This window comes from Mucilaginibacter pineti, from assembly GCF_900101875.1.
In the GTDB taxonomy this organism is placed as follows: domain Bacteria; phylum Bacteroidota; class Bacteroidia; order Sphingobacteriales; family Sphingobacteriaceae; genus Mucilaginibacter; species Mucilaginibacter pineti.
In genome coordinates this window covers 232571-252644 of sequence record NZ_FNAI01000007.1, presented here as the reverse complement: position 1 = coordinate 252644, position 20074 = coordinate 232571, and the positions used below count along the sequence as shown (strand labels likewise).

At 43.0% G+C, this 20074-nt stretch carries 19 protein-coding genes; all 19 read right to left on the bottom strand.

The annotated features are described in order from the left end of the window. Positions 1-4 precede the first annotated feature (4 nt). The 19 genes from BLS59_RS16625 to BLS59_RS16535 all read right to left on the bottom strand — a co-directional run bounded on the left by BLS59_RS16625 (position 5) and on the right by BLS59_RS16535 (position 20074). Complete coding sequence (locus BLS59_RS16625) at positions 5-3049, bottom strand: SusC/RagA family TonB-linked outer membrane protein (protein WP_091150631.1); 3045 nt, start codon at positions 3047-3049, stop codon at positions 5-7. Between the two features lie 107 nt (positions 3050-3156). Beyond that, a complete protein-coding gene (locus BLS59_RS16620) occupies positions 3157-3654 on the bottom strand; it encodes an acyl-CoA carboxylase biotin carboxyl carrier protein subunit (RefSeq protein WP_091150629.1) in 498 nt (165 codons plus the stop codon). Between the two features lie 109 nt (positions 3655-3763). Continuing rightward, positions 3764-4384 carry a DUF4159 domain-containing protein gene (locus BLS59_RS16615; RefSeq protein WP_240315259.1) on the bottom strand — a complete coding sequence of 207 codons (621 nt, stop codon included), beginning with the start codon at positions 4382-4384 and terminating at the stop codon, positions 3764-3766. Positions 4385-4422: 38 nt separating this feature from the next. Further along, a complete protein-coding gene (locus BLS59_RS16610; protein ID WP_091150625.1) occupies positions 4423-5133 on the bottom strand; it encodes a 16S rRNA (uracil(1498)-N(3))-methyltransferase in 711 nt (236 codons plus the stop codon). 109 nt (positions 5134-5242) lie between these two features. Beyond that, positions 5243-6583: a hemolysin family protein gene (locus BLS59_RS16605; RefSeq protein WP_091150623.1), complete on the bottom strand. Its 1341-nt coding sequence runs from the start codon at positions 6581-6583 to the stop codon at positions 5243-5245. A gap of 6 nt (positions 6584-6589) precedes the next feature. Continuing rightward, complete coding sequence (locus BLS59_RS16600; protein ID WP_091150621.1) at positions 6590-7135, bottom strand: inorganic diphosphatase; 546 nt, start codon at positions 7133-7135, stop codon at positions 6590-6592. A 22-nt stretch (positions 7136-7157) separates the two neighbouring features. Continuing rightward, complete coding sequence (locus BLS59_RS16595; RefSeq protein ID WP_091150619.1) at positions 7158-7799, bottom strand: DedA family protein; 642 nt, start codon at positions 7797-7799, stop codon at positions 7158-7160. Positions 7800-7855: 56 nt separating this feature from the next. Next, positions 7856-9238, bottom strand: a complete 1383-nt coding sequence (locus BLS59_RS16590; protein ID WP_091150618.1) for an NADH-quinone oxidoreductase subunit N — start codon at positions 9236-9238, stop codon at positions 7856-7858. Positions 9239-9334: 96 nt separating this feature from the next. Then, positions 9335-10807, bottom strand: coding sequence for a complex I subunit 4 family protein (locus tag BLS59_RS16585; protein WP_091150616.1), 1473 nt, complete (start codon positions 10805-10807; stop codon positions 9335-9337). Between the two features lie 23 nt (positions 10808-10830). Continuing rightward, complete coding sequence (nuoL, locus tag BLS59_RS16580; protein WP_091150614.1) at positions 10831-12744, bottom strand: NADH-quinone oxidoreductase subunit L; 1914 nt, start codon at positions 12742-12744, stop codon at positions 10831-10833. A 144-nt stretch (positions 12745-12888) separates the two neighbouring features. Beyond that, positions 12889-13218, bottom strand: a complete 330-nt coding sequence (gene nuoK / locus BLS59_RS16575; RefSeq protein ID WP_091150612.1) for an NADH-quinone oxidoreductase subunit NuoK — start codon at positions 13216-13218, stop codon at positions 12889-12891. Further along, positions 13218-13718 (bottom strand): NADH-quinone oxidoreductase subunit J family protein, encoded by a 501-nt coding sequence (locus BLS59_RS16570; protein ID WP_162842657.1) that lies wholly within the window; start codon positions 13716-13718, stop codon positions 13218-13220. The genes nuoK and BLS59_RS16570 overlap by 1 nt, the downstream gene beginning before the upstream one ends. Before the next feature lie 61 nt (positions 13719-13779). Continuing rightward, entirely contained in the window at positions 13780-14277 is a 498-nt protein-coding gene (locus BLS59_RS16565; RefSeq protein WP_091150608.1) for a NuoI/complex I 23 kDa subunit family protein, read from the bottom strand. A 1-nt stretch (position 14278) separates the two neighbouring features. Continuing rightward, positions 14279-15322 carry an NADH-quinone oxidoreductase subunit NuoH gene (gene nuoH, locus BLS59_RS16560; protein ID WP_091150606.1) on the bottom strand — a complete coding sequence of 348 codons (1044 nt, stop codon included), beginning with the start codon at positions 15320-15322 and terminating at the stop codon, positions 14279-14281. Beyond that, the gene (locus BLS59_RS16555) at positions 15322-16317 is read right to left on the bottom strand and encodes an NADH-quinone oxidoreductase subunit G (RefSeq protein WP_091150604.1); all 996 of its coding nucleotides are present in this window, start codon (positions 16315-16317) and stop codon (positions 15322-15324) included. The genes nuoH and BLS59_RS16555 overlap by 1 nt, the downstream gene beginning before the upstream one ends. Positions 16318-16373: 56 nt before the next feature. After that, the gene (locus tag BLS59_RS16550; RefSeq protein WP_162842656.1) at positions 16374-16733 is read right to left on the bottom strand and encodes a four helix bundle protein; all 360 of its coding nucleotides are present in this window, start codon (positions 16731-16733) and stop codon (positions 16374-16376) included. A 42-nt stretch (positions 16734-16775) separates the two neighbouring features. Next, on the bottom strand, positions 16776-18137 hold the full coding sequence (nuoF, locus tag BLS59_RS16545; RefSeq protein ID WP_091150600.1) for an NADH-quinone oxidoreductase subunit NuoF: 1362 nt from the start codon (positions 18135-18137) through the stop codon (positions 16776-16778). 208 nt (positions 18138-18345) lie between these two features. Then, positions 18346-18870 (bottom strand): NADH-quinone oxidoreductase subunit NuoE family protein, encoded by a 525-nt coding sequence (locus tag BLS59_RS16540; protein ID WP_091150598.1) that lies wholly within the window; start codon positions 18868-18870, stop codon positions 18346-18348. Next, on the bottom strand, positions 18863-20074 hold the full coding sequence (locus BLS59_RS16535; RefSeq protein ID WP_205411291.1) for an NADH-quinone oxidoreductase subunit D: 1212 nt from the start codon (positions 20072-20074) through the stop codon (positions 18863-18865). Before BLS59_RS16535 ends, BLS59_RS16540 begins: the two co-directional genes overlap by 8 nt.

Sequence of the window (20074 nt, the reverse complement as noted above, 5' to 3'; positions counted from 1 at the left end):
TAAATTAAAATCCTACGTTAACACCAAAAGTTATTGTTTTAGCCTGCGGAGCGGCATAAAAATCATAGCCCTGAGTTATATTACCCGAAAAGGCATCGGAATTTAATTCAGGATCCCAACCTTTGTATTTTGTCCAGGTGGCCAGGTTGGTTGCCTGCACATAAACCCTTACACTTTGCAGCTTGGCCTTGGCTAACATTGCTTTTGGAAAGTTATATCCAAGCACAATGTTTTTTAACCGCACGTATGATCCGTTATCAATATATCTTGAACTTGGGGATATACCTGTGCTGGCACCTAAACGCGCCTGCGGAACCATGGTTATCTGGCCCTTTGTTGTCCAGGCGTTTAGCTGATCAATAGTTTGGTTATCATAACCGTTATCGCCGCTGGTTGACATGTACTGGCCTGCACCATTATATATTTGGTTGCCATTAACCTGTTGCAGTAAAAAGCTAAAATCAATTCCTTTATAGCTTAAGGTATTGTTTAAGCCCGCAATAAACTTAGGATTTGGGTTACCAATTACAACTGGGTTTGCCAAATTGTAATCTGTTGTGGTAGTTCTGTCGCCAGGGGTTTTATTAACATAATAAAGGGCGTCGCCATTGTTAGGATCGGCACCTGCAAATTCAGGTGCAAAGAAAATACCCAATGGCTGACCTTCAACCGCACGGTTAACCGCATCGCCGCTTCCGGTGATTACCTGTCCTTTCAGATCGGTAATTTTGTTACGGTTAATAGAGAAGTTAACGCTGGTTGACCATTTAACATCTCCTACCAGGTTCTTTGAATCTATTTGCAATTCAATACCCTTATTTTGCAGTTTACCCAAATTTTGAGTTATGGTTGTAAAACCCGAGGTACCGGGTACCTGCACGTTCAACAACAAATCGCGGGTTTTTTTCTGGTATACATCAAACTCGCCAGATAAACGGCCGTTGAAAAACCCAATTTCCAACCCTAAATCGGCCTGTGCTGTAGTTTCCCATTTCAAATCGGGGTTAGGAAGCTGGGTTTGCCTTGAGCCGGCTATACCTGCGTATCCAAACGCGCTGAATAACCCGCGTGAAGGAAAGTTACCAATTTCGGAGTTACCTGTTAAGCCGTAGCTGGCCCTTAGTTTTAACTCGGAGATCAGCTGTTGTTTTTTCATAAATCCCTCTTCGGAAATCACCCATCCAACAGAACCCGCCGGGAAAAAACCGTAACGGTGATTTACCCCAAACCGCGACGAACCATCAACACGGCCGCTTAACGATAACAGGTACTTTTCATTATATTTATAATTTACCCTGCTAAAATAAGATAGCAGCGAATAGGCCGTCGATGTGCTGGACCCTAAAAGAATATCGGCAGAACTGTTTAATTTTTTGTAGGCATCACTTGGAAATTGACTGCCTGTAAGCGAGTTAAGATCATTCTGTTGCCTTTGATAGGTAATACCACCAACTGCATCTATATTACTTTTACCAATGTCTTTTGTGAACTGTAAAAAGTTATTAGTGTTAAAATTTACCGAAGTTACCGATGAGTTTACCCCTAAACCATTAGGAGTAGATGCAATACGAAGGGTAAGGCTGCCATTATATGTATCCTCGCCCGTATTTAATATATCAACACCAACTTCTGACCGGAAGCTTAAAGAGGGCAGGATCTTTACCTGCGCGAAAAGGTTCCCGAGGTTTCTGAAATCTGTTGACTTATAATAACTGCTTATGGAGTTTAGTATAGGGTTAAAATAAGTTGGATAATTATTATTAGGATTACCTGTCGTTGGATCCAATGCCCCGCTCACTAATCCTGTACGCGGATCGATCGGGGGAGTAATTGGCGCAAGGGCGGTGATTTGCTCCGGAGTTGAAAACTGATCGTCATTATCTAAACGGTTATTGCGCGTACGCGATAAACTTAGATTTGCACCCACGGTTAACCAGTTAGTGGCCTGGTTTTCAATATTTGTTCTGAAGCTATATTGATTAAGTGAATTGCCGAGCAAATACCCTGTTTGGTTATTGTAGGTGCCCGATATGTAGAACTTGGTTTTTTCGGTACCGCCAGAAAACACGAGGTTATAGTTTTGTACCGGGGCATGCTGAATGATCTGTTTTTGCCAGTCGGTATTTATTTTATAGGTTTTATAATCATCATTACCTGCTGAATATCTTTGGAGCCTGGCTTCAATTTTGGTGGAAGAAACACCAGCATTTTTGGCTGCCTCTCTAAAGAAAGTAACATATTGTTTAGCGTCTAAAAACTTACGCTCGCCTGTTGGGCTACTGAAACCGTAGTACTGGTTATAGGTGATAACCGTGGCGCCCGCCTTACCTTTTTTAGTAGTTACCAATACAACACCGTTTGATGCCCTTGAACCATATATAGCGGCTGCCGATGCATCTTTAAGTATTTCTATGGATGCTATATCGTTCTGGTTTAAATCAACTAATGGATTGGTTGATGCGCCGTTAGTTGAAAAATCATCAACTGTTATAGGCAAACCATCAACCACATACAATGGCTGACTACCGGCCGATACCGATGAAGCACCACGTACACGTACCTGGATGCCCTGCCCTAACTTACCATTTTGCGCCTGGATGTAAACACCCGGCGTACGGCCCTGTATGGCCGACTCTAAACTTGGTACAGGAATATTCTCAATATCTGAACCTTTAATTTTTGACACCGAACCGGTTAACGAACGTTTACTTTGCGTACCATAACCTACTACCACTACTTCTGATAGCTGCTTAGAATCGGCACCTAACTGGATGTTTAGCGTGGCACCGTTTATTGCCGCTTCGGCTTCTTTATAACCAAGAAATTTAAAGATCAACACCTTCGCGGTTGAAGGAACCGAAAGCTTGTACGCGCCATCTACCCCGGTTTGAGTTCCGGTACCGGATACTCCCTTTACGGTTACACTTACCCCCGGCAAGGGCGAACCATCTTTTTGATCTGTTACCTTGCCTGTTATAACACTGTTTTGTGCAAAAACAATTGAAATACAAGAAAATACCAGCAAAACTGTTAGTAAATTTTTCTTCATAAAGTTAAAAGTTAGTTAAAAGAAGTAAGTTATTAAATAATGAGGCAAAAAGCAACGTAAATCGTAAAAAATTATTGCATTTGTTACAATATTTTAATGAAATCAGTTTAAAACTCAATTAAAATCTGACCTTTTTCCACTTTATCCCCGGGTTTTATCTTAATTTTTTTGATAGTAACATCGGCAGGCGATTTAATTATATTTTCCATCTTCATGGCTTCTAATACAAAAAGGTTATCGCCCTTTTTTATTTCATCGCCCTCGGCAGCAAATATTTTAAGTACCATGCCCGGCATTGGGGCTTTTATTTCGCTTATCCGGGTACTGTTCAAACTACTAAGACCCAGTTTATCCAACAGCAAATCAAACTGATCTTTAGCTGTAATGGTATAGGTGTTGTTATTAACCTTTATTTCGGCAGTTTTTTCGGCGTTGTTAAAACCCACTACTTCCACATTATAGGATGCATTGTTTTGGATGATGTGGTACAGGCCTCCGTTTATGTGTTTAACATCGGCAATGATATTGGCGCCATTTATCAGCAGTTCACCGTCTGGTCTGTCCGTTTCAAAATCATACTTGCCGTTTACTTTTAACTGGTACATGTGTTGCAGGTTTGGTGAACTAATGCTGGTGATTTATTGTACGGGTTTTGTGTAGTTTAAGTTACATGTTTTATTTGTAAGTTAAACTAATCCCATTAACAAATTAAAACTACTGGGTAAAAATATACTGAATGAGGTTTGCACCCATTTTAAGCGCCTTTATGCGGCTTTCCTGGGTATCGCCGGCATAGGTGCCATAATCTTCCCACCCATTGCCTAAATCGCACTCGTAGGTATAAAAACACACCAGCCTTCCCTTGTAAATTAAGCCGAAACCCTGTGCGCGTTTGCCATCATGTTCGTGAATTTTGGGCAGACCATTAGGGAAGCTGTATTTCTGATGATAAATGGGGTGATTAACGGGCAGCTCCACAAAATCAAGCTCGGGAAATACTTTTTTCATTTGCGGGCGAATAAATTTATCAAGCCCGTAATTATCATCAATATGCAAAAAGCCGCCGCCCATGAGGTATTTGCGCAGGTTAAGTGCTTCCTGATCGGTAAATATTACGTTGCCGTGCCCGGTTAAAAAGGTAAAAGGGTAATTAAACAACGAGGCGCTGCCAACCTCAACAATTTCGTCATCGGCCTCAAAATTGGTTTTCAGGTTTTCGTTACAAAATTTAATGAGATTGGGGAGCGCGGTACGGTCGCCATACCAATCGCCGCCGCCGTTATATTTAATCCGGGCAATTTTATAGGCAGGCGCGTGAAAGCCGCTCATGGTCATGAGCACAGTAACGGCGACTATAACGTACCTCAGTTTACTCATATCCGGTTTAAAAAGTTTGCTTCAAAACAGGCTTCAAGCGCTGCGGTTTCTGTACGCAGGCGGCTTTCTCCTAAAGTTATGGGTTTAAAACCACTTTCCAAAGCAAGCTCAATTTCGGCAGGTGTAAAATCACCTTCGGGGCCTATTAATATTAAATATTTTCCGTGGGGTTGTAATTGACCACTAAGGCTTAACTTTTCGCCCGGTTCGCAATGCGCAATAAATTTTTGTCCGTCGAAAGGTTGGGTAAGCAATTGATTAAGCTTAATTGGCTCATTCAACAAGGGGTGATACGCTTTTAACGATTGCTTTATGGCAGCGGTAATAATTTTGTTCAGCCTGTCTACCTTAACCTCCTTACGTTCTGACCGCTGGGTAATGATCAGCGAAATTTCATCGATACCAATTTCGGTGGCTTTTTCTAAAAACCACTCGGTACGTTCAATATTTTTTGTGGGGGCTACGGCTATGTGCAGATAGTGGTTCCGCTTGTTAAATTCAGTAGTTACCGATGTAATATCCAGGATGGTGCGCTTTGGGTGCGCATCTTTGATCTCGGCATTGTAGAAACCGCCACGACCATCAATCAGCTCCACCTTATCGCCGGCTTCAAGCCTGAGTACACGGATGGCGTGCTTACTCTCCTCTTCGCTAAGAAAATACTGGGGATGGGTTGGCGCTATATCGGGTGTGTAAAATAGATGCATTTACTTAGAGGTAAAAGGGTAAAGGCGAAAGGTAAAAGGTAAAACAGCGCGAAGAAGAAAGGGCTTGAGTGCCTTTCACCTTTAACCTTTTGCCTTTCCGCCTTCGGCTTTAATGTAAATCTACAGCATCTTCTTCATTAATCAGTAATTCGAGTTTAACTGATTCGATATTCTGATCTGATTTGCGCAGTACGGTAATGTTGTAACCGTTTGATTCTTTTTGCTCGCCAACATCAGGTATCTTGCCAAATATGTGGCCCAGCCAGCCGCTTACGGTATCAAAGTCGCCGTCTTCAGGCAGATCATGCGGCAGGTGTTCGTTCACGTCATATATTGGTGCAAGGGCGTTAACGATAAACTCGCGGTCGTTCACTTTTTCAACAATAGGTTTTTCCTCATCGTATTCATCCTGAATTTCGCCTACCAGTTCCTCTACAATATCTTCCAGCGTAACCATACCTGCAGTACCGCCAAACTCATCAAGCACAATAGCTATCTGGATGCGTTTTTGCTGTAGCTCGGCCATCAGATCGTTGATCTTTTTGGTTTCGGGGATAAAGTATGGCTTGCGGATAATGTTCTTTAATACGATCTCCTCGTTGCGGGCCAGCAGCGGTAAAATATCCTTTGCGTGTACAATCCCTACTATCTTATCTATCACATCATCAAAAACAGGCATACGCGAGTAACCCTCATCGATGATCATATCCAACAGCTCCTGCCGGGTTGATGCAATATCAATGCCCGATATTTTGGTACGGGGCACCATAATGTTTTTAACTACCCGCTCGTTAAAATCAAACACGTTTTGGATAAGTTCGTGCTCGTTTGAATCCAGCGCGCCAGATTCTTTTCCCTGCTCCAGCAGGTACTGTAATTCTTCGGAACTATGGTGTGCTTCGCCGCCCTCTAAAGTGCTTATGCCTAATAATTTTAAAATAAAATTGGCAAAGCCATTCAGCAGCCATATTAACGGCTTAAAAAAAACAAAGAAAAACCTAAGTGGAAGTGCTACCGCAAGTACCGTACGTGCCGACTTTTGTATGGCTATTGATTTTGGTGCAAGCTCACCAAATACAATGTGCAGTACCGTAATAGATGTAAAGGCTAAAATGTGGCTTGCGGTGATAAACCCGCTTGAAAGCGTTATTCCTACGGCCAAAAAAGCGCGGATAACAATGTTTGTGGCAACCTCCTCGCCAACAACACCGAGTGCAAGTGAGGCAATGGTAATACCCAGCTGCGTGGCAGCCAGGTAACCATCTAAATTATGCAGTATGCCCCGGGCAACTTTGGCTACGCCGCTGCCGCCTTTGGCTTTGATCTCTATTTGAGAACCCCTAACTCTCACCATAGCAAACTCCGCGGCAACAAAGAAGCCGTTGAGCAATACCAGGAAAACGGTTGCAATTAAATAAAAGGTACTTATTTCGTAATGCGCGGGGTCCATTTATGATTATTGCTGATTTGGAAAAGTAGCTTTATACAATTCCTGACTTTCAGTAATTACTTTATGCGCGTAACGCACGCCTAACAAATGCTCAATAGTTACGTTTTTACCTTCAAGTTTTTTGTAATCCTTAAAGAAACGAACAATCTCGGTCATGGCATGAGGAGGTAATTCATTAAGGTCATTAATGTAATTTACCGACATATCATTTTTTGCTACCGCGATGATCTTGTCATCCTGCTCGCCGTTATCAACCATGTGCATTACACCTACTACCTTTGCCTCTATGATAGACATAGGAAATACGTCGATAGAGCAAAGTACCAGGATATCCAACGGATCTTTATCATCGCAATAAGTTTGCGGGATAAAACCATAATTTGCCGGATACATTACCGATGAAAATAAAACACGATCTAACTTTAATAAACCAGAGTCTTTATCAATTTCATATTTAGCTTTTGAGCCTTTAGGTATCTCAATTATCGCGTTAACAATTTCAGGAACATTTTCGCCAGGTGATACCTGGTGCCAGGGGTGTTGCGTACTCATTAGTATAGATATGGTTATTATTTTAATTCTTTTCTTTTGTTTCTAAATATTTCTTCCTTGCATAAGCAACAACAAGCGGAATTGTTGTAACTAATATTAATCCTAATACAATATACTGCAGGTAATCTTTCAATTGCGGAAACCTTTTTCCTAAGAAAAAGCCGCCAAGGGTAAAAACACATACCCATATACAGCTGCCTATCAGGTTAAATAAGGCAAACTTTTTTACGTTAACCTTAACAACGCCTGCAAATATAGGGGCAAATGTTCTAACTATCGGGAAAAATCTGCCTAAAATGAGGGCCATGCCGCCGTACTTTTCATAAAAGTCGCTGGCAAGCACCACATAGCGTTTCTTAAAAAACAGCGAGTCGTTCTTATTAAACAGCACTGGCCCCGTTCGGTAGCCAAACCAATAACCCGTAAAGTTTCCTAATATGCCTGCTGCAATAAGCGATAACACCAACGTGGATATAGTAACATCAACCTTTCCTGCCGCGCATAAAAGACCTGCCATAAACAGCAGATAGTCGCCCGGTAAAAAAAAGCCAAAAAACAAACCGGTTTCCGCAAATACAACAATAAGCAAGAGATAAAATCCACCTCTGCTTATAATAGACTGAGCGTCAGTTAAATTTTGAAGGTATTCCCAAAAACTTTCCATTCACTATATCTGTAAAACTACAAATATTATATCAATTTGCAGTTATCAGTTATTGATTAAATGAAGCTGGCAATAAAATCGGGATAGATACCGATAATGATGGTAGCTAATGCAGACAGTACAAATACCACTTTATAGTAGGCTGGCACCGTAACTTCGGCACGGTCAACCGGGCGAAAGTACATGGCAACAATAACCCTGAAGTAGTAAAAGATACTGATGATAGCATTCACCGCAGCTATAATAACCAGCCAAACCTGGTACTTGGCCAACGCGCCGCTAAACATGAAAAACTTGCCTATAAACCCTGCAGTAAGCGGTATACCAGCCAATGAAAGCATGGCTATGGTAAGTACCAACGCAAGGAAAGGGTTCTTTTTGGCGAGGCCATTAAAGCTCTCGAAGTTGTCGCTGCCGTTTTGCTGTTGTACCAGTATAAGCGCACCAAAGGCGATGATAGAAGCAATTGAATAAGCCGTAGCGTAAATAAATACCGAGTTTGCAGAGCCTGCGCCTAATGCCACTATAGCAAACAGCAGGTAGCCTGCATGTGAGATACTGGAGAAAGCCAGCATCCTTTTAAAGCTTTGCTGATATAAGGCGGTTATGTTGCCAATAAACAAGGTAAGCACTGTAATAACCAGCAGGATAGGCACCCAAAAGTCTGACAATGGCGCAAAGCAGGCCGAAAACAAACGCAGGAACGCTGCGAAGCCGGCTGTTTTTACTACTGTAGACATGAACGCGGTAATAAGCGTTGGCGAACCTTCGTATACATCCGGTGTCCAGAAGTGGAAGGGGGCTGCACCTACTTTAAAGCATAGACCAACAATGATCAGTCCGATACCCGTATAGAACATTGGGTTAATATGCGGATGGGAAACTACCCAGTCGCGGATAACGTCAAGATCAAATGAGGCCGATGAACCATAGATAAGCGTGATACCGAACAGCAGGAAACCTGTGGAGAATGCCCCCATCAGGAAGTATTTTAAAGCGGCTTCGTTTGAGGCAAAATCGCTTTTCTTGATACCTGCCAGGATATATAAACTTACCGACATGATCTCGATACCGATGAACAGCATAACAAGGTTATTGAAGGATACCATCACTATAATACCCGCCAATGAAAACAGGATGATAGCATAATACTCGGCCACATTCCTGCTGATCTTTTCAAAATATCCCCCAGACAGCATCAGGATAAGAATAGTGGCAATAATAGTTACCGCCGAAAAAGCCACCGAAAAGTTGTTGAACAACATCATACCGTGATAAATTGGCTGTGCCACATCAGGTTTTGAATAAGACGCAATTGCGCAACCCAACGCCGCAAATAAGCCAATAACAGTAACCGGCAATAAAGCCTTGGTAGCCTTATATAAGCCCAGGTACAAAAGCACTATTGGTAAAACAGATATGATGATTAAAGTATTCATTCTTCTTTTTAAAAGCTCCGTAAATTGTAAAACCTAAATTCTAAATCGTAAGCGCTATATTTTTATTAATTCTTATTTGCTGTTTATAAAACTCTACTATATGAGTTTCGTATTTAACATCTTCACCAAATTATCAACTGCGGCTTCAGATAAATGCATTACCGGGCCTGGGTATACGCCTAAGCCAATGATAAGTACACAAATGATAATCAATACCAGTTTCTCTGATCCGTGGATGTCTGTAAAGGTGGCGGTTAGTTCGTTTGTTTCGCCTTGCATTACATTTTTGTACATCCGCAGCATATAAACCGCTCCTAATATGATGGTTGTACCTGCAATAACTGCCAGCACCAGGTTGTGGTAATGATTAGCACTGAACTGGAATACGCCGTTCAGCAATAAAAACTCGCCCACAAAACCGTTGGTTAGCGGTAAACCTACTGTACCCAATACTATAATTAAAAACGCTATGGCAAACTGCGGCGCCACTTTGGCAATACCGCCAAGCTGACTGATATCCCGTGTGTTTAATCTCCTGCTAATGATATCCCAGATAAAGAACATACCCACCACGTTAATACCGTGGTTAAGCATTTGTATCAGGGCACCTTGCAGGCCTTGCGCGTTCCAGGCAAATATACCTGCAGCTATAAGACCAACGTGTGCTATAGATGAATAAGCTACCAGGCGCTTACCATCTTTTTGTTTAAATGCTATGATAGATGCGTAAACAATACCTATTACCGCCAGTACGATGATCAATACCTGGTAATGGATAAAACCAATCGGCGCGTTTGGTATTAACCAGCGGATAACACCATAGATACCCATTTTTAGCATAATACCAGATAACATCATGGTACCACCTGTAGGTGCTTCGGTATAAGTATCGGGCTGCCAGGTGTGGAAAGGGAACAAAGGCATTTTAATGGCAAAGGCCACAAAGAAACCCCAGAACACGATCGACTGGTGCGCCGCACTTAACTTCAAGTTATAAAGCTGGTGCAGATCATAAGTTTTATCGGGCGATTGCAAATACAGATAGATAATAGCTATCAGCATAAACAACGAACCTGCAAACGTGTATATGAAAAACTTAAGTGTAATGCGGATCCGGTTTTCGCCACCCCAAAGGGCGCAGATGAAGTAGATAGGGATAAGCGCGGCTTCCCATCCAACGTAAAACAAAAATCCGTCTAATGCGGTAAATACAACCAGCATACCAGCCTGCATAAACAGGATGAGGGCGTAAAACGCACTGGCATTTTTGTATTCGTGCTTATAGGTTGATAATATAATAAGCGGCACAAGCACGGTGGTGAGCAACACCAGTATCATGCTGATACCATCTATACCTGCGGCAAAATAAATCCCAAACCTGGAGATCCACGGAACATCAATAGCAAACTGCGTTGACGCATCGGGTACAAAGCGGCTTAAAAATATGCCGGCTACTACCAGTTCGGCAAGGGAGAAAAATAGCGCGGCGTATTTGGCAACCTCATTTTTTAATAAGGCTACTATAACTGCGGCTACTACCGGTAAAAAAATTAATATACTAACAGTCATGTTATGTTGTAAACGCTTATCGTTTATATTTTAGTTAATCCAAATATGCTGTAAGCTAATACAGCTATGATACCCAATACCATTATAAATATGTAGAAACCTACGTTACCTGTTTGCAATAAACGCAGGCCCTTGCTGGTTTCAATAGTACCTTTACCAACACCGTTCACCAGGCCATCAATACCCAGGCGCTCCACAATGTTGTAAAAAAAGTCTGACAGGAAATCAAGCGGCTTGCGTACCAGGAAATCATACAGCTCATCTACATAAAACTTATTGTATGACAATCCGGTTAAAGCCGGACGTTCCTCGGTATCGGCAACCGGCAGGCTGCCATTCTTCACATATTTAATGTAAGCGTATATTAAAGCTACAAGGGCAACACCTACAGAAATACCCATCAGCAGTTTTTCTGTACTGGCTGTCAGCTCGCCTTTTGGCAATATTGCTTCAGATGCTTTAAATACTGGTGCAAGGTAAGCACCTAATTCATGATGACCGCCCAATACTTCGGGTACACCAATAAAACCACCTACTATTGAAAGTATAGCCAATACCACCAAAGGTATGGTCATGGTAGCCGGCGACTCATGTACATGGTGCTCCTGGTCATGTGTACCGCGGAATTTTCCGTAAAAAGTAAGGTACATCATCCGGAACATATAGAAAGAGGTAAGCATTGCTGTAAACACCCCTACTACGTAAAATGTAGTGCTGTGCGCAAAAGCGTGTGCTAAAATTTCGTCTTTTGAAAAGAAACCCGAGAATGGGGGGATACCCGATATGGCAATGGTGCCTATCATCATTGTCCAAAAGGTGATTTTTATTTTTCCTTTTAAACCGCCCATTTTGCGCATATCCTGTTCGCCGCCCATGGCGTGGATAACAGAACCTGCACCCAGGAACAATAATGCCTTAAAGAAAGCATGTGTTAATACGTGGAAGAAAGCACCTGTGTAAGCACCAACACCCAAACCTAAAAACATATAACCTAACTGCGATACGGTTGAATAAGCCAGTACCTTTTTAATATCTGTTTGGGTAAGTGCAATAAGCGCGGCGAATAAAGCCGTTGCCAAACCTACTATAGCCACTATCTCCATAACATCTGGCGACAGGCTGTAGAATATATTAGAGCGGGCTATCATGTAGATACCTGCCGTTACCATGGTAGCAGCGTGTATCAATGCCGAAACCGGGGTTGGGCCCGCCATTGCATCGGGCAGCCAGGTAAATAATGGTAATTGTGCCGATTTACCAACAGCACCTACAAACAACATAAAGGTAATCAGGTAAAGTGTACCTGTGCCTACTTTCATGGTAGCGGCTTTAGGGAAAACATCGGCAAAGTTTGCACTGCCAAATGCATAAAATATAATGAACACACCTATCAGGAAACCAAGATCGCCTATACGGTTCATGATGAAGGCTTTTTTGGCGGCATCGGCATAGCTTGGATTGCTGTACCAAAAACCGATAAGCAGGTATGAGCATAAACCTACCCCCTCCCAGCCTACAAACATTACAATATAGTTGGAGCCTAATACCAGTAAAAGCATAAAGAACACAAACAGGTTAAGGTAAGCGAAAAACTTGCCGAAACCTTCATCGTCATGCATATAACCTATTGAATACAGGTGGATAAGAAAGCCTACGCCCGTAATGATAAGCAGCATAATTGAACTTAGCTGATCTACCAAAAACGCGAAGGGGATTTTGATAGGGCCTGCATTGATCCAATCGAAATAATTAACGTTGATAGGTACGCCCGTTGCTTTTATTTGGAAGAACACCGCAATGCTTAACCCAAAAGATACCAATACCAGTAAGCTGCCTATTAAGCCTATTAAGTTTTTTGAAAATGAATTGCGGCCAAGTCCGTTAATAATAAAACCGGTTAACGGTAATATGGGAATAAGCCAGATAAATTTATCCATGTTATGTATGCCCCCTCTAAATCTCCCCCCTAAAGGGTGAGACTTTAAAAGTTTTGTTTGTTTATGTTTTATATATAAATCTGCTCTATTGAGCAATCTTGATTACTTTGTTTATACCCTCCCCCTTCAGGAGGCCGGTGGGCATTACCATTTCAGCCTGTTCAGCACGTTAATGTCTATCGAGTTTGTATTACGGTAGATCATTACAATGATGGCCAGCCCTACGGCTACCTCGGCGGCGGCAAGCGCCATAATAAAAAATACGAAAACCTGACCGCTTGCATCGCCCATATAAACGGAAAACGCGGTTAGCAACAGGTTTACCGCATTAAGCATCAGCTCAACCGACATAAATATTACGATAGCATTACGGCGGATCAATACGCCCATTACGCCTATCGAAAAAATAATGGTGCTTAATAATATGTAATGATTAAGCGGCACCGCGTGTATGGTATTTGTTAAACTTTCCATTATGCAGCAGTTTTAGGGTCTTTTGTAGCCAGTAATACCGCGCCAACCATTGCCGATAACAGCAATACCGACGATACTTCAAACGGCAGTAAAAATTCGTTAAACAATACTTTACCCAGGTTTTTCACCAGGCCCAGATCGGGGTTTTTAAGTATCACGGGATCAGATGCGCCAAGTGATTTAAGCGAAGCCGCTAAGGCTACCGCCAGTATACCACCGCCAAATACACCCGCAAACTTTATCATGAACGGTTTAACCGGCTCGCTATCCTTATTAAGGTTAATGAGCATCAGCGTGTACAGGAACAATACCAGGATAGCGCCCATGTACACTATAAAGTTAACTATCGCCAAAAACTGGGCGTTCATTAAAATATAATGTATGGTGAACGTAAAAAAGGTAAGTATAAGATAAAGGATACTATGTACCGGATTTTTGGCCGAGATAACCAATATCGAAAAGAATATGGACAAAAATGCGATGAAGTAAAATGTACTCATGTTTATATTTACAAAATACCTATGCCCTCTTAAAAGAGTTGGGCAAAGGTATAAAACTTCTTTATTGATTTAAGGGCGCCTCTACTAATTTGTCTTTACCGTAAATAAAATCTTTACGCAGGTAATCGGCAGGTACAATATCGCCATCCAGGTAAATGGCTTCTTTAGGGCAGGCTTCTTCGCACAAGCCGCAAAAAATGCAGCGCAGCATGTTTATTTCGTAAACAGCAGCGTACTTTTCTTCGCGATACAAATTTTCCTCACCCGGCTGACGTTCGGCCGCAGTCATGGTGATAGCTTCGGCCGGGCATGAAAGCGCGCATAAACCGCAGGCGGTACAGCGTTCTTTACCATTCTCATCGCGCTTTAGCGAGTGCATACCACGAAAGTTCTCAGAAAATTCACGTTTTTCTTCAGGATAACTGATAGTTACCGGTTTCTTGAAAAAGTGCTTCATGGTAGTGGCCAAACCGCTTGCAATTGCAGGCAGGTAAGCACGCTCTAAAAAGTTGAGCGGCTTTACTTCCAGTACCTTTTTCTTATTGGTTAATGATTCCATTTTAATATCCAAAATGTGTAAGTAATGTGCTACCAACTCCGGTAAGCACAATATTGGCAATAGCCAATGGTATCAATATTTTCCAGCCCAGGTCCATCAGCTGATCGTAGCGGAAACGCGGGATTGTCCAGCGTACCCACATAAAAAAGAAGATGAACAGGATGATCTTTATAAAGAAGATGCCAACGCCGATAAGCGGTCCAAGGGCCGGTCCTGTATGCGCTGCAACCCAATCCATACCCGGATAGTTATAACCGCCCCAGTATAAGGTAGCCATTACCGCCGATGATATGAACATATTAATATACTCTGCAAACAGGTAAAAACCCAGTTTCATTGATGAGTATTCGGTATGATAACCACCTACCAGCTCGGTTTCGCACTCGGGTAAATCAAATGGGGTACGGTTGGTTTCGGCAAAGGCGCATACTATAAACAGGATGAAACCAATTGGCTGGCGTAATACATTCCAGTGCCAGCTATGCTGTTGTTCTGCAATTTCGCGCAGGCTTAAAGTACCGGTAAGCATCAGCAGAGCGATGATGGATAAACCCATCGAAATTTCATAACTGATGTTTTGCGAGGCCGCGCGGATAGCACCTAACAACGAGTATTTGTTGTTTGATGCCCAGCCGCCTATCATTACACCGTAAACGCCTAATGATACCACACCGAAGATGTACAGCACACCAACGTTAATATCGGTAACCTGTAAATCAACAGGGTAACCACCGATAAGCATTGTTTGCCCCCACGGGATAACCGCCGAACCTATACAAGCCGTTAATATAGCCAGTGAAGGGCCAACGATAAACAGGAATGGCGTTGCGTTGGTTGGGATGATCTCTTCTTTCAAAAACATCTTGCCACCATCGGCCAAAGGTTGTAAAATACCCCATGGGCCTGCACGGTTAGGGCCTATCCTATCCTGAAAAAATGCGGCAACCTTACGCTCGGCATAGGTTGAGTACATGGCCATCACCAAACTGATAACGAAAATGATCAGTATCAGTCCAAATTTTATTAATATATCTGCTAATCCCATTATAAGCGTGTGTCTCTTTCAAATTGTTCTTTGTTCGCTTCCATCAATACCGGGTTGGTTTTAACAACCGGCAGCGGCGTAAACTCATAATGATTTGAGCTGATAACCGATTTATGCGATACCTTACGGGGGCCTTCAATTACCCAGTCGGCAGTTTTCTTTTTATCAAAGCGGCAGGTGTTGCAAATAAAGTCTTCCACCTCGCCATAAACATCCTTGCGTGCAGTAACCCGGATAACATCTTCGCCTTTGTACCAAAGCGTTACTTCTCCCTTGCATTTTTCGTGATCGCAATCACGGCGTGCCTCAACCGGTTTGGTGAACCACACACGGTTTTTAAAGCGGAAGGTTTTATCGGTTAACGCCCCTACCGGACAAACATCAATAATGTTACCCGAGAAATCGTTGTCAACCGCTTTGCTGATATAAGTTGAAATTTCTGAATGATCGCCCCTGTTCAGGATACCGTGTAAACGGGTGTTGGTGATCTGATCGGCAGTGAAAACGCAGCGGTAGCACAGGATGCAGCGCGTCATGTGCAGCTGTATTTTATCGCCAATATCTACTTTATCAAACGTGCGGCGGTCAAACTCATAGCGGGTTTTAACAGCGCCATGCTCAAAGCCAAGATCCTGCAGGTGACATTCGCCAGCCTGATCACAAACCGGGCAATCCAACGGGTGATTGATCAGCAGCATTTCTACCACACCCTTACGGGCCTCAATAACTTCGGGCGAGGTGATATTTTTCACTTCCATGCCATCCATTACCGTTGTGCGGCAGCTTGCTACCAGCTTTGGCATAGGGCGCGGATCCTTTTCAGACCCTTTGCTCACCTGTACCAAACAGGTACGGCATTTACCGCCACTGCCCTCAAGCTTGGAGTAATAGCACATAGCAGGCGGCACAATATCACCACCTATTTGCCTTGCGGCATTAAGTATGCTTGTTCCTGGTTCTACTTCAACGGGTATACCGTCTATGGTTACTTTCATCTTTTAAGTCAAAATTAAAAATTCAAAAGTCAAAAATTACTCTTGAACGGACCTAATTATTCACTTTTAAGGTTGATGATAATAGATGCGATGATTTTGGATATTTCATCAGCTTCATTCAGCAACTTATTTAGTTGTTCTTTTTCAGTTTGCAATACCGTGTCTCTCAATAGACATAGCCAGTATTTTGTTTCATTGGCAGATTTAAGAGCTATAATGTAAAACTTCTTAAAATCTTTAGTCGAACTGCCCGACTTTGCCTCTACTATATTTGCTCCAATCGAAGTTCCACTTCTCAGCAGCTGGTCAAAAATTGAAAAGTATATTCTTTCGTATTTAGCTGTTGATATGAATTGCACTAACTCTTTCGAGAATTGATAACATCTGTGTTTGATGTCATAAGGCTTTTCAATCAATGCTTCCTGTTTTTGAATTTTTACTTTTTAATTTTGACTTATTTATGCAACAACCTCGGGCTTAGGCAAGGGATCGGCATAATGTGCCAGTCCGTAGTTCCTTGTTACCGCTTCGGCTCCGTTGCTTACATGCCATTCAAATTCATCCCTGAAGTGACGGATAGCACTGGCTACAGGCCAGGCTGCCGCATCGCCAAGCGGACAAATTGTGTTTCCTTCAATCTTTTTAGATACATCAACCAGCAGGTCCATGTCGCTCATTTTACCATGACCATGCTCCAGGCGGTGTAATACTTTTTCCATCCATCCGGTACCTTCACGGCAAGGCGAACATTGTCCGCAGCTTTCATGGTGGTAAAAACGGGCGAAATTCCAGGTATTACGTACAATACACGCATCCTCGTCATAAGCAATAAAACCGCCAGATCCCATCATGGTACCACTTACAAAACCACCATCGGCCAATGATTCATAGCTCATCAGTCGCGGTTCGTTGTTAAGGGTTTTCAGGATAAGGTTAGCCGGTAAAATTGGCACCGATGAACCACCTGCAACAACCGCTTTTAGGCGTTTGCCGTTGGCTATGCCACCGCAATATTCGTCGCTGTATAAAAATTCTTCAACGGGCAGGCCAAGGTCTATTTCATATACACCCGGTTTTTTAAGGTTACCACCGGCAGAGATAAGCTTGGTGCCTGTACTGCGGCCGATACCTAATTTGGCATATTCGTCGCCACCTTCGTTTATGATGGGCACTACTGCCGCAATTGATTCAACATTGTTTACCACTGTTGGGCAGCCATACAAACCCGCAATAGCCGGGAATGGTGGTTTTATACGCGGATTACCACGTTTGCCTTCCAGCGACTCTAACAACGCAGTTTCTTCACCGCAGATGTAAGCGCCGCCGCCGGGTTGTACGTAAAGTTCCAGGTCGTAACCAGATCCTAATATGTTTTTTCCTAAAAATCCTTTTGCTTTTGCTTCGGCAATGGCCCTTTCCAGTATGCGGATCTGCGGCATCATTTCGCCACGAACGTATATGAATGAGGTATTGGCGCCCAATGCAAAGCTCGATGTGATCATCCCCTCAATTAACAGGTGAGGGATATAGGTCATCAGGTAACGGTCTTTAAAAGTACCGGGTTCAGATTCATCGGCGTTGCAAACCAGGTAACGTGCCACACCCTCTGGCTTGGCCAAAAAGCTCCACTTCATCCCGGTAGGAAAACCCGCGCCGCCGCGGCCACGTAAGCCCGACTTCTTCACTTCCTCAACCACCGCCTCGGGCGACATGGTTTTCAGTGCCTTCTCCACAGATGCATAACCGCCTTTTGAGCGGTAAACATCAAATGTGTTGATGCCGGGTACGTTTATATGTTCTAAAAGTAATTTGCGACCCATTTGTCTTAAATTCTAATATCTAAATTCTAATATCTAATTTTTAAAATTCTAAACTCTAAAGGTTAAAATTCTAATGTTGAAACTCTAAACTCTATTTCCGCCTCCGTCATTACGAGGTGGAGCGAGATCTTTTATCTTTTGTCCTACAGTCTTTCGTTCTTTGTCTTAAAGTCCTTTTGTCCTAAAGTCCAACAAGTCCCAAAAGTCCTTATTCCTTAATTCCTTTTTTCAAATTCCCAATCAGTGTATCAACCGATTCATTGGTAAGGTTTTCGTAAAAAGTATATTCAGGGCCTATTTGCAGTACGGGGCCAAAGCCACATGCTGCAAGGCACTCCACACCGCGCCAGCTAAACAGGCCATCGGCAGTAACTTCACCTTCTTTAACACCCAGTTTGGCCTCTATATGATCCATGATCTTTTCGGCACCTACCAGGCAGCAGCCGCTGGTACGGCATACTTCCAGCACGTATTTACCTTGCGGCCTTAAAAAGTACATGCTATAAAATGATGCCACCTCGTACACTTCGATAGGTAAAATATCAAGGTACTTGGCAACTTTATCCATAGCATCTACACTTAACCAGCCAAAAACGGCCTGGGTTTCGTGCAGTATAGGCAGCAAGCCCGATTTTTGTTTTCCGGCTGGATAGCGGGAAACTATATCGGCAAATTTATTCAGCAGTTCCGGCGTAAACTCAACCGAAACCTGAGCATCTTCAACTCTAAGCATCTAATTCTCCGGCTATAACGTTTAAACTACTCATGTTAATAATTGCATCTGATAATAACATACCGCGGCTCATTGGGGCATACATCTGGTAATTGATGAAGCTTGGCCTGCGGAAATGCAAACGGTATGGGCTGCGCCCGCCATCGTTCACTAAATAAAAGCCCAACTCGCCGTTGGCACCTTCTACAGAATGATAAACCTCGGTATTTGGTGTCGGGATCTCGCCCATCACAATTTTAAAGTGATAAATGAGGGCTTCCATGTTATTATAAACATCTTCTTTTGGAGGCAGATAAAACTCCGGTACATCCGCGTGGAATATATCCGTTGGTTCTTTTTCCAGTTTGGTTAGCGCCTGCTCAATTATGCGCATGCTTTGCCACATTTCTTCGTTACGTACCAAAAAGCGGCTGTAAACATCACCGTTAGGACCTACGGGTACTTCAAACTCAAACTCCTCATATGACGAGTATGGTTCCATTACCCTTACATCATAATCAACACCGGTGGCACGCAAAATGGGCCCCGTCCAGCTGTAGCTTAATGCTTCTTCGGGCGTTACTGCGGCAACATCCTTGGTCCTGTCAACAAAAATACGGTTGCGGTTAAACAGGCTTTCAAACTCTTTAAGGGTTTTAGGGAAATCCTTTAAAAACTTACGCAGCTTTGCAAAGGCAATGGCGTTAAAGTTACGTTCGAAACCGCCTATGCGGCCAATATTGGTAGTAAGGCGGCTTCCGCACACCTCTTCATAAATTTCATAAATAGCCTCACGGAATTCCATCATGTACAGGAAACCCGTGAAAGCACCTGTATCTACACCCAATACACCGTTGCAAATAATGTGGTCAGAGATACGGGCCAGCTCCATTACAATTACGCGCAGGTAATCAACACGTTTTGGGGTGGTGATGCCCAGCAGTTTTTCTACCGTCATATGCCATCCCATATTGTTTATGGGCGACGAGCAGTAGTTCAACCTGTCGGTTAATGGGGTTATCTGGTAAAACGGCCTGTGTTCGGCAATTTTTTCAAACGCGCGGTGAATGTAGCCAATGGTTGATACGCCGCTTACAATTCTTTCGCCATCAAGCTGCAGCACGTTTTGAAACACACCGTGGGTTGCAGGGTGTGTTGGGCCCAGGTTTAGGGTCGATAGCTCGTTTTGCGGATCGTTATCTGTATATACAGGATGATTTTGCAT

Excerpts from the sequence above, each read along its gene's own strand:
- BLS59_RS16625 (WP_091150631.1), bottom strand. The coding sequence starts at position 3,049 with ATGAAGAAAAATTTACTAACAGTTTTGCTGGTATTTTCTTGTATTTCA.
- BLS59_RS16620 (WP_091150629.1), bottom strand. The coding sequence starts at position 3,654 with ATGTACCAGTTAAAAGTAAACGGCAAGTATGATTTTGAAACGGACAGA.
- BLS59_RS16615 (WP_240315259.1), bottom strand. The coding sequence starts at position 4,384 with ATGACCATGAGCGGCTTTCACGCGCCTGCCTATAAAATTGCCCGGATT.
- BLS59_RS16610 (WP_091150625.1), bottom strand. The coding sequence starts at position 5,133 with ATGCATCTATTTTACACACCCGATATAGCGCCAACCCATCCCCAGTAT.
- BLS59_RS16605 (WP_091150623.1), bottom strand. The coding sequence starts at position 6,583 with ATGGACCCCGCGCATTACGAAATAAGTACCTTTTATTTAATTGCAACC.
- BLS59_RS16600 (WP_091150621.1), bottom strand. The coding sequence starts at position 7,135 with ATGAGTACGCAACACCCCTGGCACCAGGTATCACCTGGCGAAAATGTT.
- BLS59_RS16595 (WP_091150619.1), bottom strand. The coding sequence starts at position 7,799 with ATGGAAAGTTTTTGGGAATACCTTCAAAATTTAACTGACGCTCAGTCT.
- BLS59_RS16590 (WP_091150618.1), bottom strand. The coding sequence starts at position 9,238 with ATGAATACTTTAATCATCATATCTGTTTTACCAATAGTGCTTTTGTAC.
- BLS59_RS16585 (WP_091150616.1), bottom strand. The coding sequence starts at position 10,807 with ATGACTGTTAGTATATTAATTTTTTTACCGGTAGTAGCCGCAGTTATA.
- nuoL (WP_091150614.1), bottom strand. The coding sequence starts at position 12,744 with ATGGATAAATTTATCTGGCTTATTCCCATATTACCGTTAACCGGTTTT.
- nuoK (WP_091150612.1), bottom strand. The coding sequence starts at position 13,218 with ATGGAAAGTTTAACAAATACCATACACGCGGTGCCGCTTAATCATTAC.
- BLS59_RS16570 (WP_162842657.1), bottom strand. The coding sequence starts at position 13,718 with ATGAGTACATTTTACTTCATCGCATTTTTGTCCATATTCTTTTCGATA.
- BLS59_RS16565 (WP_091150608.1), bottom strand. The coding sequence starts at position 14,277 with ATGGAATCATTAACCAATAAGAAAAAGGTACTGGAAGTAAAGCCGCTC.
- nuoH (WP_091150606.1), bottom strand. The coding sequence starts at position 15,322 with ATGGGATTAGCAGATATATTAATAAAATTTGGACTGATACTGATCATT.
- BLS59_RS16555 (WP_091150604.1), bottom strand. The coding sequence starts at position 16,317 with ATGAAAGTAACCATAGACGGTATACCCGTTGAAGTAGAACCAGGAACA.
- nuoF (WP_091150600.1), bottom strand. The coding sequence starts at position 18,137 with ATGGGTCGCAAATTACTTTTAGAACATATAAACGTACCCGGCATCAAC.
- BLS59_RS16540 (WP_091150598.1), bottom strand. The coding sequence starts at position 18,870 with ATGCTTAGAGTTGAAGATGCTCAGGTTTCGGTTGAGTTTACGCCGGAA.
- BLS59_RS16535 (WP_205411291.1), bottom strand. The coding sequence starts at position 20,074 with ATGCAAAATCATCCTGTATATACAGATAACGATCCGCAAAACGAGCTA.